Below are 16,594 nucleotides of genomic sequence, written 5' to 3'. Positions count from 1 at the left end.
TAGTTTTCAATGTTTCTCTTTGGGCATACCAACACCCTTATCGGCCTCTTATCTAAATTCTGTACCGGTTGGAACACCTACTTTAACCGTTACTACAGAACCTTATGCTTATGTGGGCTTATCTATCAACAACACATGGATTGATGCTAAATATACCGGTTCGGGTACCAGCGTTACACTCGATTTATCGAGTATTTCATCGCCAAGTACATTGGATATCGTTATTACTAAACAAAATCGCCAGCCTCATGTCGGAACAGTTCAGTTGGTTCCCAATAATACTCCTTATGTTATTTATCAGAGCAATGTTATTCATGATACCGGAGTTGCAGCTAATGGGAATGTTGAATACAGCGAAAATGTTAATCTGGATGTAACCCTCTCAAATGTTGGACTTCAAGATGCAAATCAGGTTGAAGCTACGCTAAGTTGCAATAATCCTCATATTCATTTAACTGATAGCATAGAATCGTTTGGAGTTATAGTTGCTTCTGCAACTTCAACTAAATATAATGCCTTTGCCTTTACAGTTGATACGGTTGTAAGCGACCAAGAAACAGCTACTTTTACAATAACTGCTACCGATGATCAAAACACTTCATGGACCACGACTTTTACCCTTCCATTAAATGCACCTGTTTTAAATGCTACTACCGTTTTAGTTGATGATGCTGCCGGCAACAACAATGGTCGTTTGGATCCGGGTGAAAATGCAATTATTAAAATTCTTACTAAAAATATTGGACACGCTGTTTCACCAACGGCAATGGGCAATCTAAGTACGACCTCTACCAATTATATTAACGTAAATAGTCCGAATTACAACATGGGTGCAATAACAACATCGGCTAATGTCTATACAATACCGCTATTCAAACATACTATTTTCAAACGATAATAGCTTTGAGATGTAACTACTAAAGAATACGGTATTGTGTTGGCTCCAATGATGTCTGACCATGTAGAATTATCAAGTGAACTTTGCCATAAATAAGTTATGTTACACCCTATCGTATAACCTGTTGAATTTAAAGTAACACTTGTATTTGGACATGAAACTGAATTAGGAGTAGCTGAAATTGTTCCAGCAAGAGGAGTACCTGAACAAGGCGGTTCCATGTCTTTTACGCAAATGCCAAATGTTCCTTGAACATCACCTCCATATTCCCAAAATTGTCATATTTTATACAAATATATAGCAAAATTTTGAATAAAAAAAATTATTTATTGTAATAGTTATCAATAGCATATATAAGTTTCTGCATATCTGCATGATAGAAGCCTGCAAATTCTACACCGAGTTTTTCAAGTGTAGAGATTAAAAAAGTTTCAAAAGATTATTTTCTCTTGAAACCTTTTTCATTTATAAATGATCTTGCTTGTTCAAGATGTTTAGTTTGCACTAATAACCATTCTTTAACAGCAGTGTAAGCGTCACATTTTCCTCTTACTACGTTGATAGCAAGTGAAAAGTTCTTATCTTTCTTGTAAGCAATAGCAAAGTATTTCAAATCACCAGTATATTTAGAAACTAATTCTTCAACTTCTGCAACTCTTTCAGCTAAAAAGTTTCTAACTATAACTTCGATATTTTCAATCCAAGCTATTCTTTCAACATCAGATACAGGATTTAACTGAGCCTTTAAATCGTCTATAGTTTCTTTCAAAACCATTTCGATTATGTAGTCTTCTCTGTTAGATTCTTCTGTAAGTAAGTGATGTCTAGCACAGTACCATTTTGATTTCGCCTTAACCATCATGTCATCTTCAAAAGTGATAACAACACCTTCTATATCAACCGCAGTTTCTAACCACTTCATTATAGATTCTAAATCAGAACCTATTGACATAGTTTTAACAACATCAAAACCTAAACCTCTAAACTGTTCAACATCAACATATTCTCCAGTCTTGTTGTTTCTTACTCTTAACAAGATTAAGTTAGTATCTTTGTAGTCTAATACAATCTTGTTCTTGAAAGAAACGTATTCCCACATAGTAACTAAATCGTTATCTAAACATTCGTTTACGAATTTAAAGATAGATTCATTCTTTGCAAGCAATTCGTTTGCAGAAACAGCCTGGTCGTTGTCAAATCCCATTTTAGTCTTTGCAACAACTTTACCGTTAGGTAATCTAATGAAAGATATTAAAGAACCGTCTTCTTTGTTGTAGACAGACTTTATCTTTTTATTTTTTACTTTATCGAATAAAGTTTCAGTAACCTGGTCTACGTTCCAGAATTTATTCAACATCAAGTATCTATTGAATACAGTACCATCTTCGTTGAAGACATAGGTTAAACCTCTGAATTCACGAGCATCGTAATTCTTACCTTCCACAGGAACTAAAAAGTCCATATACTTAGGTAATCTGTAGTTAAATGCAGAAACTTTGTAACCATCTATATAGTTTACAGTTTCGTAAAAAACCATAATACCCTTAGATGCTACAATCTCTTTAGACTGTTCATATGTAGGTAAAAAATATTTCATATATCCATTTTTAGAATACAAAATTAAGCAAAAAATATCGAAATAAAAAATCCTGAGATTTAAAATTCTCAGGTTTGTAAAAACATATGAAGTACTTACTCTATTTTAAAGGTCTGAAAATTAATTTTTTTATGAGTTTATGTAAACTTCACAACTTTTAACATCAAATTTGCCAGCCAAATAAGAAATTATCTTTTGATGTTTAAATTATTAGAATATTAATGATGCTTTTGAATCCCATTTAGTATAAAGTTTTCCATTTTCTCTCAAAATTAAATACTTGAAAGTATCTTTTACTTCATCTGCCATACAATCTTCATCAATAACTGTTGATATACCATTCTCACCACACATTTCATATTGTAATGCGCCAAAAGTTAGTCTACCTAGTAATTTTCCTTTTTCTCTGATATATGCTTTCAGAAATGTAAAGAATGAGTTCGTATCCGAAGAGTTTTCTTCAATCCACTTATCAATATTATTGTTATTATTTGATTTCCACAATTTTCTAAATGTAACTTGGTCAACACCAAGTTCTTTTAATCTTAAAAACAGTTTATTGAAATCATATTTAAAATCAGTATCATTATCAATAAACAGTAATTTCTCAATATTATTAAGTACATTCAAAGAAATTCTAAGGTTAAAATCATATTCTTTAATCTTCTTACAAAGTTCATCAAGATTAAAACGAAGTTTTTCAGTAACTCCAATAATATTCAAGTTGTTTTCATTATCAAATAAATCAGATACAGATAAAGAAATAGTTTTAACTCTTACCTGATCTCTGAGAAATTCAAGTGTTTCATCATCTAACATCACACCAGTAGTCTGGAGTTCAATAATATAAAACGGTGATTTGAGTGAGGTATTCCAAGTTGCAAATTTATTTAAAAATTTCTTGTTCTGTAATGCTTCACCAGTACCAGTAAGTATAATTATGTTTACACCATTATCCTTAGCGAATGATAATCTTTCAATGTAATCTCTTTCAAATCTGGGATTTTTACCACATTGAAATTCATCTTTGTAGTCATTGTCATGTGTTTTTGAAACACAGTAAGGACAGTTGTTTACACACTTATTCGTGGGAACTACTATGGATAGACTTTGAATTTTCATATTATTTTAAAATTGCTTTTTCAAGACTGTTAAATTTTCCTGAACTGCAAAAATGATTATCTTTATTCTGCTTCATCATCTTCATCTATTAATTTTTCAGTAGATTGGTCTTTTACTTCTTCTGGATGAACAAAATTAGAACTCACATTCGAATTATCTACGGTTGTAGGTGTAGGCATAGTTGTATCTTCTGCTTCATCAACCTTGTTTTTCAGTGTTTCTTTATACCAAGCATCATACTGCTGGAATTTATCTTTTTCAATAACATAAAAGTTATCGTAACCATTTTCAATAGCGTACTCACTTGCTTCACGAAGGTCAAGTTTATCAAACTTACAAATAATAATTTTATGGTCTGAACCAAATACCATATGATTTTCACCATATAATCTTTGAGTACCTTCAAGAACAGCAGTCATTAACTGGCCAATTTGAACATATAGTTCTGTACCTGAATCTTTTGCAAATTCAGCAACGTCTTTCTTGCTTTTTATTTTCTTAACAATCTGAAGATTCATAACATGATTTAAAATCCTACCAACATTCTTATTGATAAATCTCTTTAAGAAATCATTTGCAGTTTCGTTAATAAATTCAACATCTGCACCAGCTCTTATAAGTTTTCTTACAACTCTGTCAAGTTTAGTATTTTCAATAGCCCAAACACCTTCCATTTCTTCTATAATACCAAATACTTTGTCAAGTAGTTCATATACTTCATGTACGTATTCATATTCGTTGAAATATTCACCTTCTTCATTTTTCTCTTTATTTTCACCGTGGAAATTAAGAATAGAATGTGTTAAAGGATTTACACCACTATATTCTTCATTTTCTATAGGAGATTGAACAGAGAAGAAATATTTCTTTGAAAATTTAAAATCATCTGCAAAGTCTTCTGCAGTCTTTTCTTTTTGTTTATTTGTGTTTATAGCACTTTGAGTTGCAATATGAATATCACTTTGTTTGAAACCAAGTTTATTAGCGATTTCTTGCTGGAATCTTGAAATTTCATTTGCAATTCTATCTTCTGAAATACCGTCAGCAGAAATTACTTCTTCTTTTTTGAGAATTGAATAAGTACCTTCTTTTGTAACTGGCGACATAATACCTTTATTAGTTTTTGTAGCCAATATAAAATTCTTTTCTTCAATCAAAAGGTCTGACTTTTTAAAAGTCTTAGTAATTTGTTTTTCACCAACAATATCACAATATATGTTGATTTTTGTGCCTACTTTAGCGTCAATTATCTGCTTGTAGTATTCTTGACTTTCTTCAAAAAGTTCATACGCATATAGTTCCAAACCTTGAAGTTTTGTAAGAACAATGAAACCAAATTTATATAGTTTGCCTTCTCTATCAGAAACTATCATAATTGATTCAAAATCATCTTCAAGAACACTCTTAACAGAATATTCTTTACCGTCAATATATACTGGATTTGCTAATTTTTCTTCTTTTGGAGTTTCAACAAGCAATATTAAATCTTCTGTATCACCTGTGATTATATTTGAATTTTCTCTCTCAAAATCAATAAGTTCATCAAATGACAAAAATTTAACAATTCTGTTCATGTACTTAATATCTGATTGATTAAATTGTTGCCAACGAAGGAAATTAATATATTTTAATATGTCTTCTTTTTCTGAAGACATGACAGCGTCTTTCCATTTAATGGCTTCTTCTTGGTTTTTAATTGAATTGAGGTCAAATTTCTTTAGTTCTTGATATTTCATACAATTTTCTGTTTATAATACAAAATTATGGAATTAATATTAAATAAAAAAATTATATTTTTTAAATTGGTTATTACCAATTCATTCCTAAATTTTTAATTCCATTTTCTCCAATCTTTCTCAAAACCATCATTTCATTATAATATTTTATTCTGTTTGTAGTAACTATCACTTAAGGAATTCTATATTTTCCTTTACTTTTCATTTAAATATATTTCATAACCTTCGTCTTTTAATAAATTTATTTGTTTATAAGCGTTTACTGCTAATTTATCACATTTTTCGTTTTCAGGATGTGAATTATGTCCTTTTATCCAAACCATTTTGACTTTGTGTTTTCTATAAAGAACTAGAAATCTTTTCCATAGGTCTGAATTTTTTCGGTTTTTAAAATTATTTTTCTCCCAATTGAATACCCAACCTTTATTAACAGAATCGATAACATATTTAGAGTCGGAAATGATTTCCAATTCTAAATTATCTTTTTTGAGTGCTTCAAGACCTGCAATAACTGCGAGTAATTCCATTCTGTTATTCGTAGTTAATTTATATCCTTGTGATAATTCTTTTCTTAAATCACCACAAACTAATATCGTACCATAACCACCAACACCTGGGTTGCAAGAACAAGCACCGTCCGTATAAATAAATACTTTCATTACTTTACTGTTGCGTTTTTATCCCAAAAATCTACACTTTTTAAATATTTTTCTCTATCGAGAGGCACACCAGAACCACCTTCAGAAATACCAAGAGCATTTCTAATCATAGTTTCAGGTTTCATTGGTTCTTCGTTTGGATGACTTTGACCAAGAATAGCCACAATACCCCATTCTCCATCGAATAAGAAAGGTATTCCATCATTATTAGGATTTTCTGAATGTTCCTTGTGAAGTTGTTCATAAGAATAAAGAATTAGAATCAACCATTCTGCTTTAGGTTTACCAAGTGGTAATTCTAGCCATCTCGAAAAAACTGGTAATTCATTATCTCTACGTGCAGAATAACCACTTCTTAAATATTGATAATTTTCAAGTGTAATAGGAAGTGAACCAACCTTTGCATCTGTAAAATTTGTAATAGCAACAAGTTTACAAAATGATGCATAACCATCATGTACAAATATTTGAGTATTATCTAAATTTGAAATATTTTTTCCTTTTTCACAATTTTTAAAATCAATATAATTTAATACATCAATTGATTTTTCAAATTCTTCTGGTGTCATATTTAGAATTTTAGTTCCACCAAAATTTTTATCAAAATGTCTTTTACTAAAGTCTGTTAATTTAATTTTCATTTACTTCTACAAAATTTATTTTTTTTTGTCTATCTTATTGGAGAAATTATATACATTTTTATTTATTTTTTTTAATCTCATCTATTTGTTCAATCAAAATTAAATATCATAAATTGGACAAGCTTTGCATTTTTTTCTACAATTAATAACACTATCAGAAAACTCTTTAACTTTATTTGAATACCATACATCCTGAAGAAAATCTAAATTTTCAACAGATACATCAATACCTTCTTCCCAACCATTAACACCTTCAGAAAAACTGCATGGGTAATATTTTGCATCGGAAGATATATAACAACTATAAATTGAACTTTCACAAGGTTCTGCAAACATTTCAAGTTGAGTTGCATTTTCTCTATTTTTGATAGATTTTACAAACTTGGGCGCTGAACATGAATCAAATCCCATAGGGATATTATTATTAAGTGCATAATCTGTCAATTCTTTGAATTTTTCTTGTGAAAGTTGAGTATAATGACCTATTGCTCTACCTTTAAGTTTAAGGGAAAGAAAAACAATAGCATTAAGTTTTGAAAGTCTTGGGTCTGACATTTTATCATTCATAAGTTCAATAGCTCTATCATATGTTTCGTTTGAAATCATAAAATGAATATTGACTTGTTTCATACCTCTGTTAGTAAGTTCATGAATTGCATTATAGGTTAAATCTTTATCATAAAGACTAACTGCAACAGCACCGCAAGTAGAAGCAAGTCTGTCAAATAATTCTGGTGTCATACGACCACCATTAATAGTTACGTTAGGTGTTACACCATTAGATTTTGCATAATCAAAAATCTTCCACATATCAGGATTACTATCAATATCACCGATACCAAAAGCAATCTGAGTAATAGTTGGTGGAAGATTATGAAACACTTTTTTGAATGTCTCAAAAGACATATTTTTACCTTTTCCTGTATTACCTTTGTAACAGAATTTACACGGACCAATACCTTTTACACCATTACAAATTGTAGATATTTCCATATCACAAATTTCAGGAAGTCCAAGTGTCATATCACCATCATCTTTTTTTGTTGCACCCCAACGAACAAAAAGACCATCAGACTTTCTAAATCTATAATTATATTTTGGATGTATCAATGATTTAAAATTTTCATTTTCAATAATGATTCCAAAAGATCCATCAAACATTTTAATTTTTGTTGCTTTCATTATTTTTTTTTTTTATTAAAGAATTGATATTAAAACTAATATAAGAACGCATACAGACAAAACTGAAAGTGAATAAACTATCATATTCTTATCTGCTTTCTTTTTGTCTGGGTTACTCTTTATTTTTGTAATGAAATATGAACTTGTCATATATCCAATAAAAAAGAACAGACCATCTGTTAATGGTGTCGTTATATCAAACCAATACATAATCAGACCATAAATCACTGAGCATATCAGTGCTGGTACTGTATACTACTTTTGAAAGAGGTGGAAGGTCAAGAGTTTCCACATATTTTCTTTCAATTACAAGGTCTGGATTCTTCCTAGCATTGTGCTTTGGTGGAAGTTTTTCCAGTTCTTCGATTGTAAGTTTTCCAGTTCTTACTTTACGTTGAACATAAGTTCCACGTTTGAAGAATGAAGGATAGTCGTTCCATTTGATGCCTTTCTGGAAAAGCATTTCCTGTTTTTCAGAACCGTTCTTACCTTCAAGTTGATTGTGTGAGTAAACTGATTGTGCAGCCATAGAAATAGAATTCTTAGTTGCATCAAATTCTCTCCATAGGAATGTGTTTACTGCTTCATCAAGAGTTGGTACATTCCAAACTCTACAATCGAAACGAGGTCTCTTACCGACTTTTTCAGGTAGATATTCAGATAGTTTTTCATTGAAAAATACTGAACACATTGATGATAATTCGGTCAGAATTTTGAAGACTTTACCATTAAAATATGATTGAGATTTTATGTCATTATTGTACCAACAAAGTGTGATTTCATCAGACTGAGTGTATCCACAATTAGCATTTGTTTCTGCAACAAGATACTTAGTTGTTTCAACCATCAGTTTTGATAATCTTTCATCATATGGTCTTTTTAGACCTTTTGTAAATTTTGAAAAACCTTTTCCATCAAGTCTTGCCATTACTGGTAGAAGAGGAATTAGTCTGTATTTTGTTGTTTGGCTTTCGTACATCTTCATACGATCGCCCAGTTTGTCATTTTTCATAAATACGTTTATAATTATTAAAAATAATTGCAACCAAATGTTCTTAAAATTTAATTACAAAATTATAAAAAATATATGAATTAAAAAAAATTAAATTATAGATAATTTTTTATCATTAAAATTATTACAAAATGATATTTTATGTCTTTAAAACTTTCTCTACATCTTATTAAGAACAATAAAAATTGTATCTATCATTGGGAAAATACTTCAATCGGTAAGTCCATTGCCAAAAAAAAATAAAGTAAAAATATAAAAATAATGAAGATAAAAGTTTTATATATAGTAATATAAAAAAAAAAATATTTATGAAAAAGAAAAAGGATATTTCATTATTTAAAGACGAAAAGAAATGTGCATTATGTGGCAGACAACTTAGGTATTTCTTTGAATTAGAATCTGGTGTTTGTGAAAAATGCCAAATTGGCAAAAACCAAAAAATTAAAACATTTGAACAATTTACATACAATAAAAAATAAATAAAACAATAAAAAGAATTAAAATGTTCAAATCATTCTCTGATATAAAGAACAAAGCAAGACTATCAGATAAAATATTAAAAATGCTTAATGAACAAATAAAGAATGAACTTGAATCTTCACAAATATATAGGGCAATATCTTTTTTATAAAAATTGTAAAGTAGTAACACCAGCTTGTAATGAAGTAAAAAATTCTTACAAAGAATCTTTAAATCATGAAATGGAAATTTCTAAAAATTGGAACGATATTGCAAACGCATCGTTGACTAAAAAGGATAATGATACTTATGCTTTTGCACAAAAAATAATATGTAAAAAATTATGATAACAAAATTTAAAATATATGAAAACTTTGGAATTTTTGCTGACACTGAGAAATCAGAAATTGCAATAAAAATATTGCACGTATTGGCACAAATTCAAATGTTTCATTGGCAAACACCAAAAATGGGTCATCATAATGTTTTTGATGAATTTAATGAAGAATTTAAAGAAATAGCTGACAATATAATGGAAGTTATTCAAGGTAAATATGGTAGAATTATGATAAATATAGACACATATATACCATTAAGAAATCTTCAAGAGTTAGATTCTTATGGTTTTGCTGACCAATGTATTGAGATATTTAAAGTTTACCAAGATAATATATTTAAAGATGATCGAGAAATCTCTGCATTAATAGATGAAGTTATAGCATTATTACAAAAATTAAAATATTTATTAACATTTAATTAAAAAATATTTATTGTTATAATAATTTAACAAAAAAGACAATATGAAAAATTATAACAATTTCATTTAGAAAAAATCATTCGAAAAGAAAACATAGATGTAATTTATAATAAATATTATAAAAACATTGATTACAAAATATTTAAAGAAATTATTTCATCAGATCCAACATCTTGGATAGATGGAAATCTTTATTTCGGTAAATATTGTAAGTGGCTTTTAAACCTTTATAAATCAAATAAATTAAAATTAGAAGACCTTTATAAAGTAAAAGACTATTTGGATATATTTAATAGACAATCTGTTAGAAATAAATTACCTCTCAATAAAAGAGATATAAATTTATATGATTCTCTGGGTGAATTAGCAAAAACTATAGAACCTTTTAAAGAAAGTGAAGAAATTTTAAGCAGAAGTGAGATAAAAGATAAAATTTTTGTAAAGGAGTTTAAAAATTTTAATTTATATATTCCTAGAACATATGAAGATTCATGCATTCTTGGTAAAGGAACTGAATGGTGTACAGCCACAGAAAAAACCTCTAAATGGTATAAAAAATATCATAAACCTGGAAGAGAATTACTTATATTCATTTCTAAAACAGATTCAAAAGAAAAATACCAACTTCATTTAAGATCAAAACAATTCATGGATAAATTCGATAAAAAAGTTGATCTAAAAACATTTTTAAATGAAAATGAAGATATAAAATATTGGTTGTTAAATAATTATAATAAAGAATATAAAAAATATTTTAATGATTCTATTAAATGGGGAAAAAACACACTATTAGGTTCACCAAAAATAGTTGAAGGCGATTTTGATTGTTCTTATAATCAATTAACTTCATTAGAAGGTGCCCCAGAAAAGGTTGAAGGTTATTTTAATTGTTCTTTTAATCAATTAACTTCATTAGAAGGTACCCCAGAAAAAGTTGAAGGTTATTTTGATTGTTCTTATAATCAATTAACTTCATTAGAAGGTGCACCAGAAATGGTTGAAGGCAATTTTGATTGTTCTTATAATCAATTAATTTTATTAGAAGGTGCACCAGAAAAGGTTGAAGGTAATTTTAATTGTTCTTTTAATCAATTAACTTCATTAGAAGGTGCCCCAGAAATAGTTGAAGGTGATTTTTATTGTGATAATAATAAATTAACTTCATTGGAAGGTGCTCCAGAAAAGGTTGAAGGTGATTTTATTTGTTCTTATAATCAATTAACTTCATTAAAAGGTGCACCAGAAATAGTTAAAGGTGATTTTTATTGTTATGATAATCAATTAACTTCATTAGAAGGTGCCCCAGAAATAGTTGAAGGTGATTTTTATTGTGATAATAATAAATTAACTTCATTGGAAGGTGCTCCAGAAAAGGTTGAAGGTTATTTTGATTGTTCTGATAATCAATTAACTTCATTGGAAGGTGCTCCAAAAATAGTTGAAGGTGATTTTATTTGTTCTGATAATAAATTAATTTCATTAAAAGGTGCTCCAGAAATAGTTGAAGGTGGTTTTTATTGTTATAATAATCAATTAACTTCATTAAAAGGTGCTCCAGAAATGGTTGAAGGTAATTTTTATTGTTATAATAATAATTTAACTGAAAAAGATATAGAATGGTTAAAACAAAATTGTAAAATAAATGGGAAAATTATATGGAAATAAAATATTAAGAAAGTTAAACAATGTGAAATCATTTAAATTATTTGAAAATCCAAATTATGTTCAAAATTTTCAAACAAAAGATGGTAATTATGTAGATTTTCACTTTAATGAAGGTTTTGCATTTGGTTTTTACAATGGTGATTTTTGTGTTAATTACACACATATAGACTGTTTATATGATTGGTTAAAAGAAAAAGGATGGTATAATCTACCAATACCAGATATAAATAATAAAGAAAGTTTAAAAGAATTTCATGATCAATATCCAGATGTTCCTATTGAAAAAATAGTAGAGTATGAAAAACATGCAGGTAGAGGAGATTTAGCTGGTAGATATTTTCCAAAATATAAATTAATTACATTTTGGAAATTTCCAAAAGATAATAAAGAACTTCATGATGTTGTAAATGCTATTGAAACTTATTTAAACAAAGACATATGGAATGACGATGAATGTAAAGTAGAAGTTTTAGTAGATGAAGAATTAGAAATGCGTGATGATTATTGGTGGAGAAGAGATGCTAAAGTTGAATTTATTCCTTTAAAAGAATATAAAGGCGGTCCAAAAAAGCATTGGCAAGATGAAGTAAATCCTCATTTGTTAAATTAGAAAGATAAACAAGAACTTAAAAAGAAAGGTTTTGGAAAAGGATTTGGTTCCGACTTAACCGCATGGGATTCAAAAAATCCATTAGCTTGGAGACAAGCAAAATATCAAGAAAGCGTAATTACAGATTTTGAAAACTTTATCGAAGTTTTTGACAGTTCGATAGATTTTAAAAAATACAAATTGTAGTTTTAATAATATTTCTAATTACCAGCAAAAATATGATTATAGTTTGTATATGATTGTTAATAAATTACCTTTTATGCTCACCAGTTGGAGAATCAAAAACAATTTCAATTTTTTCTTTTGATGGTGTAAAAGAAATTCTTGAAATTTTTCGTTGGAGAATTCTTTTATTTTATATTCTTTATTATATTAATCATTTCTTCAGTTTCATATTTATTATTAAGAATAGTATTATAATGTTCTTTTATACTCTTTGCTTTGTGTTTCATGAAAAAAATATCATTATTATCAATATTTTTTGCATAGTCATTAAGATCACAATTTATAGCAATTCGTCCATCTACATACAATATCAAGTCATAATCTTTAAAAAAGATGTCATAATTAGTTTTGTAAAATTTGGAAATTTTTGCATGTTCTATAGCTGTTTTGCTTTCATTTTCTACATAAATCATTTCCCAAAACGATGATTTCATTTGTTTGTCATCAGTTATGCAAAAATAATCCCAATCTTCTGTCTTAAAATGATTGTCATAAATATTGTAATAATCATTGATAATTATTGTAAATACACATTTTTTCAATTTATTTATATTTTCCATTTCTATATACCAAAATCTTTTTTATTTATATCGGTTATTATACCATATACTTTATTTTTTAAATTATAATCATGTATTACTTGAATACATTGTAGTTTATCGCATTTTTTACCATTTAACATTTTTCCAACTTTAGTATGGTCTACTAAAAAAGGATAACAATTTATTTTACCATTATTGATTTTTTCATAAGTTGAGACAAAAGGTGAAATCATTTTTTTATATTTTTCAGATTTATAAAAAATATCCGTTTTAGTATCATAAATATAAGAATAATTAATATCAATATATTCTTCGATATATGAAAAATTATTTCTTATATTATCAACAAAATCGTGTGCAAGACAATCATCTCGATCTAATCTTGTTATTATAACATAATCGTAACCTTTAAGAGTATAAATATATTTATTTATTGAATTTATTATTACTTTTTTAATATCGATTCCTTTTTTAATTTCTGGCACTTTCAATATAATTTCATTTTCCAGTACATCACCATAATATGTTACACTTTTATCTACTATTGATAATAGTGTAAAATCTTGATTACTTTGATTTTTTAATGATGGTCTGCAATATCTATTCATCAAGTAAATACTATTCTTTAACCAATCATCCCAAGATAAATTTGTTTCATTAAATCTCCACTTAATTGCTAATCTTGTTACAACCAAGTGTTTTATTTTTATAATTTCTTTAAATGAATTTGTTATTCTTTCAACATTAATAATATTATTATTTTTGTTTTCAATCATTTTAGAATGATACATATTTCTAATTTGTGAATTATTCTTTGTTTCATCTCTTGTAGATAAACTATTTTGATGAACTCTTCTGTAAAATAATACTTTGTCTAAAAAATAGGATGTTGATATTTTATTAATTCTCTCTATTAAATCACTATCAGCAGCACATATCCAAGGCTCATAGGCACCTACTAATTCTATAATTGGTTTTTTATAAAAAATAACACCAGCGGCAAATCTTTTGAATAAAGTATAAATTTTTTTATTATCTTTTATAAAAAAATCAACACACTTTATTCTTATAACATCATAATATTTAGCAAAATACATTACTTCTTTGATCATATCTAAATCCATAATATCATCACTATCAAATCTTAATATGTTGTCATATTTTACCAAATTTAATAGTGTATTGGATGTGATATATGTACCTTTATTTGAATCCATCATATATATCTTTATATTCCTATATTTTGATTTAATTTCTTCCAGTTTTTTCAAAGTTTTTGCACAATTATCAACACCTATAAGAATTTCATAATTATTATTATTGTTAAAATATGTTTGATTTTCAATAGAATCCAAACATTCTTCTATATAGTTTTCTGTCTGATATGCTGTTATTATTATTGATAATGGTAATTTGTCTTCAGTTGATTTATTTGTTTCGATATATTTTAAACGATTATCTATAATATTTATTCTTTCTTCGAGTCTCTCAATTTTATCTTTAAGTTCTCTCTTCTCCATATCTTCAAGCATTCCTAAAATCTTAACATCTAATTCATCCATTTCTTCAATTTTCTTGATTTCGTTCTTTTTAGCCTCGATTTTAATGTTTTTATTTTCATTCATAATTTTTGTATATGTTCTTCTTAATTCGGAACCATGCTTTGTTTCTGGCATTTTTGTTAATTGTTTTTCGTGTTCTCTCCTAAAATACAATCTTTCTATTCTGTTTATTTTTGTAACATTGCTTAATCTTTTTAATAAATCTGAATCAGCAGCACATTTCCAATCTTGATAACCACCAACTTTGTTAAATATTTCTTTACTTATAAATATAACACCATCATCACAAACCTTTGGTTGTGTGTCAATTGTCATTTTAGAAACCATATCAGGATTCATTACGTCATCAGCATCAAATGTGATAAAGTATTCATCATTTGGTACCAAATCTATCAATGAATTTATTGTTACATATTTACCTTTATTTTTTTTTTCTGCATTGTATATTTCCAAATTATCATACTTCCAAGAAATATTTTTTACTTTTTCTAATGTTTTAGGACAACCATCTATACCTAGTAAAATCTTATTTACTGGGTGTGTTTGACTCTTAATTGAATCCAAACATTCTTCTATAAATTCTGCGGCATCATAAGCAGAAATAACAACATTGGTTTTAAATGATTTGATTTTATTTTCTATGATTATATCATCTATGTAAAAATCTTCTGAAACCTTACCACCATTTTTATTAACTCTTTCTAATTTAAGATAAATGTTTTCATATAGTGAAATATTAACTTTATTTGATTTATAAAAGTATTTTATTTCGTGTTCTGGTATATCTTTTGACGGAAAAATTCCACCATCGGGACCACCACAATTAATTTTTGTCCAAACAACCAAATCTTTTGAATAATAAAGAAATAACTGATCAACTGGATTAAATGAAGGATTGCCCCATTTATCTGTGCCCCAAGTTTGATGAGTAGAAAGTTTATAATGTAATTGTATGTTTTGTGGTGTAGTCAATAAAGGAGTAATAGCGTAACTACCATTCGTAATAAATTTCAAAGAATAATTGGAACTGTTCTTATAATCAGGACTAACAGCACTTTTATATAATTTCCATCCTTGTAAGTTGTCAAAATTTTCATTAAGCAAGTAATTCATAATCAGAAGTTATATACGATTTTAATTTTGGTTTTTTACGACTCAATGATTCTTGATGTCTTTCTTTTCTATATATTGAATCATTTCCGTATAAACTATCATTTGTAATATTATTTTCGTGAATCCTTCTTAGAAAAGTCACTTTTTTTGCATCAATTCTTTGAATGCCTTTCATATCTAATCTTCTGATCAAATCTGTGTCTGCACCACAACGCCAATCTGCATAACCGTTTACTGAAATAAAATCTTTCTTATTAACAATAATAACTCCTGCAGGATTATATGTCATTGTAGTTTTTGTTTTATCTGGATGTGTAAAATTAGTACATTTTACATTTACATACGTGTTTTTGGTGAAATATATGAGGTTATAAAGATAATTTGGTAACATAATATCATCTGAATCAAAAAAACAAATGGTGTTAAATTTAGCTTGTTTTACGAGTGTATTTTTAACCACATAAGGTCCAACATTTTTAGTAAACCAAAATATTTTAAGATTTTTGTAATTTTTTTCTTTAATTTTATTAAGTGTTTCTATACAATTATCAATACCAATTAATATTTCATAATAATACAAACCTTCTACTTTTTCAATAGAATTTAAACATTCTTCAATAAAATTCTCTGATTTGTAAGCAGATATGATAAAAGAAATTTTATGACGTTCTTTCATATCTATGATTAATTGATTTATATTATTATCAATTAATTCTAATTCTTTTTCACGTTTTTTATAGTCTTTAAAAAGATTTTTTATTTGTTTATCAAAAGTAATCATAATGTAAAACCTACTTAGAATAATTTTATTTTT

General features: G+C 27.4%; 18 protein-coding genes. 6 read left to right on the top strand and 12 right to left on the bottom strand.

Translation table 11 applies throughout. The features are described from left to right. The first annotated feature begins 19 nt into the window (after window positions 1-19). Complete coding sequence (locus HPY57_15615) at window positions 20-898, top strand: hypothetical protein (GenBank protein NPV13194.1); 879 nt, start codon at window positions 20-22, stop codon at window positions 896-898. Here HPY57_15615 and HPY57_15610 read toward each other — a convergent pair. The 9 genes from HPY57_15610 to HPY57_15570 form a co-directional block, all read right to left on the bottom strand. Beyond that, window positions 856-1,119, bottom strand: coding sequence for a hypothetical protein (locus tag HPY57_15610; protein NPV13193.1), 264 nt, complete (start codon window positions 1,117-1,119; stop codon window positions 856-858). The genes HPY57_15615 and HPY57_15610 overlap by 43 nt on opposite strands. Window positions 1,120-1,337: 218 nt before the next feature. Further along, the gene (locus tag HPY57_15605) at window positions 1,338-2,495 is read right to left on the bottom strand and encodes a hypothetical protein (protein ID NPV13192.1); all 1,158 of its coding nucleotides are present in this window, start codon (window positions 2,493-2,495) and stop codon (window positions 1,338-1,340) included. Window positions 2,496-2,705: 210 nt separating this feature from the next. Next, window positions 2,706-3,617 carry a radical SAM protein gene (locus HPY57_15600; GenBank protein NPV13191.1) on the bottom strand — a complete coding sequence of 304 codons (912 nt, stop codon included), beginning with the start codon at window positions 3,615-3,617 and terminating at the stop codon, window positions 2,706-2,708. Window positions 3,618-3,679: 62 nt separating this feature from the next. Further along, complete coding sequence (locus HPY57_15595; protein NPV13190.1) at window positions 3,680-5,353, bottom strand: hypothetical protein; 1,674 nt, start codon at window positions 5,351-5,353, stop codon at window positions 3,680-3,682. A gap of 194 nt (window positions 5,354-5,547) precedes the next feature. After that, on the bottom strand, window positions 5,548-6,012 hold the full coding sequence (gene rnhA, locus HPY57_15590) for a ribonuclease HI (protein NPV13189.1): 465 nt from the start codon (window positions 6,010-6,012) through the stop codon (window positions 5,548-5,550). Beyond that, window positions 6,012-6,653 carry a DUF3228 family protein gene (locus HPY57_15585; GenBank protein NPV13188.1) on the bottom strand — a complete coding sequence of 214 codons (642 nt, stop codon included), beginning with the start codon at window positions 6,651-6,653 and terminating at the stop codon, window positions 6,012-6,014. The genes rnhA and HPY57_15585 overlap by 1 nt, the downstream gene beginning before the upstream one ends. A gap of 99 nt (window positions 6,654-6,752) precedes the next feature. Further along, window positions 6,753-7,835 (bottom strand): radical SAM protein, encoded by a 1,083-nt coding sequence (locus tag HPY57_15580; protein ID NPV13187.1) that lies wholly within the window; start codon window positions 7,833-7,835, stop codon window positions 6,753-6,755. Between the two features lie 15 nt (window positions 7,836-7,850). Beyond that, window positions 7,851-8,045, bottom strand: a complete 195-nt coding sequence (locus tag HPY57_15575) for a hypothetical protein (GenBank protein ID NPV13186.1) — start codon at window positions 8,043-8,045, stop codon at window positions 7,851-7,853. Beyond that, the gene (locus HPY57_15570; GenBank protein ID NPV13185.1) at window positions 8,032-8,847 is read right to left on the bottom strand and encodes a hypothetical protein; all 816 of its coding nucleotides are present in this window, start codon (window positions 8,845-8,847) and stop codon (window positions 8,032-8,034) included. The genes HPY57_15575 and HPY57_15570 overlap by 14 nt, the downstream gene beginning before the upstream one ends. 308 nt (window positions 8,848-9,155) lie before the next feature. Here HPY57_15570 and HPY57_15565 point away from each other — a divergent pair, with 308 nt between their 5' ends. The 5 genes from HPY57_15565 (at window position 9,156) to HPY57_15545 (ending at window position 12,338) form a co-directional block, all read left to right on the top strand. Next, a complete protein-coding gene (locus HPY57_15565; protein ID NPV13184.1) occupies window positions 9,156-9,326 on the top strand; it encodes a hypothetical protein in 171 nt (56 codons plus the stop codon). A gap of 105 nt (window positions 9,327-9,431) precedes the next feature. Continuing rightward, window positions 9,432-9,653 (top strand): hypothetical protein, encoded by a 222-nt coding sequence (locus HPY57_15560; protein NPV13183.1) that lies wholly within the window; start codon window positions 9,432-9,434, stop codon window positions 9,651-9,653. After that, a complete protein-coding gene (locus HPY57_15555) occupies window positions 9,650-10,066 on the top strand; it encodes a hypothetical protein (GenBank protein ID NPV13182.1) in 417 nt (138 codons plus the stop codon). The genes HPY57_15560 and HPY57_15555 overlap by 4 nt, the downstream gene beginning before the upstream one ends. A gap of 276 nt (window positions 10,067-10,342) precedes the next feature. Further along, window positions 10,343-11,728, top strand: coding sequence for a hypothetical protein (locus HPY57_15550; protein NPV13181.1), 1,386 nt, complete (start codon window positions 10,343-10,345; stop codon window positions 11,726-11,728). A 22-nt stretch (window positions 11,729-11,750) separates the two neighbouring features. After that, window positions 11,751-12,338 (top strand): hypothetical protein, encoded by a 588-nt coding sequence (locus HPY57_15545; protein ID NPV13180.1) that lies wholly within the window; start codon window positions 11,751-11,753, stop codon window positions 12,336-12,338. Window positions 12,339-12,688: 350 nt separating this feature from the next. On the opposite strand, the gene HPY57_15540 is transcribed toward HPY57_15545, so the two are convergent. From HPY57_15540 to HPY57_15530, 3 genes are read right to left on the bottom strand one after another with little or no spacing between them, the layout of a single operon-like run. Continuing rightward, a complete protein-coding gene (locus HPY57_15540) occupies window positions 12,689-13,123 on the bottom strand; it encodes a hypothetical protein (protein NPV13179.1) in 435 nt (144 codons plus the stop codon). A gap of 2 nt (window positions 13,124-13,125) precedes the next feature. Further along, a complete protein-coding gene (locus HPY57_15535; protein NPV13178.1) occupies window positions 13,126-15,780 on the bottom strand; it encodes a glycosyltransferase in 2,655 nt (884 codons plus the stop codon). After that, window positions 15,764-16,561 carry a glycosyltransferase family 2 protein gene (locus HPY57_15530; protein NPV13177.1) on the bottom strand — a complete coding sequence of 266 codons (798 nt, stop codon included), beginning with the start codon at window positions 16,559-16,561 and terminating at the stop codon, window positions 15,764-15,766. Before HPY57_15530 ends, HPY57_15535 begins: the two co-directional genes overlap by 17 nt. Window positions 16,562-16,594: the final 33 nt, after the last annotated feature.

The sequence above is a fragment of the Ignavibacteria bacterium genome, from assembly GCA_013177855.1.
Taxonomy (GTDB): Bacteria; Bacteroidota; Ignavibacteria; order Ch128b; family Ch128b; genus Ch128b.
Note: the sequence above shows the minus strand (reverse complement) of the source record. Positions and strands in the feature narration are given on the sequence as shown.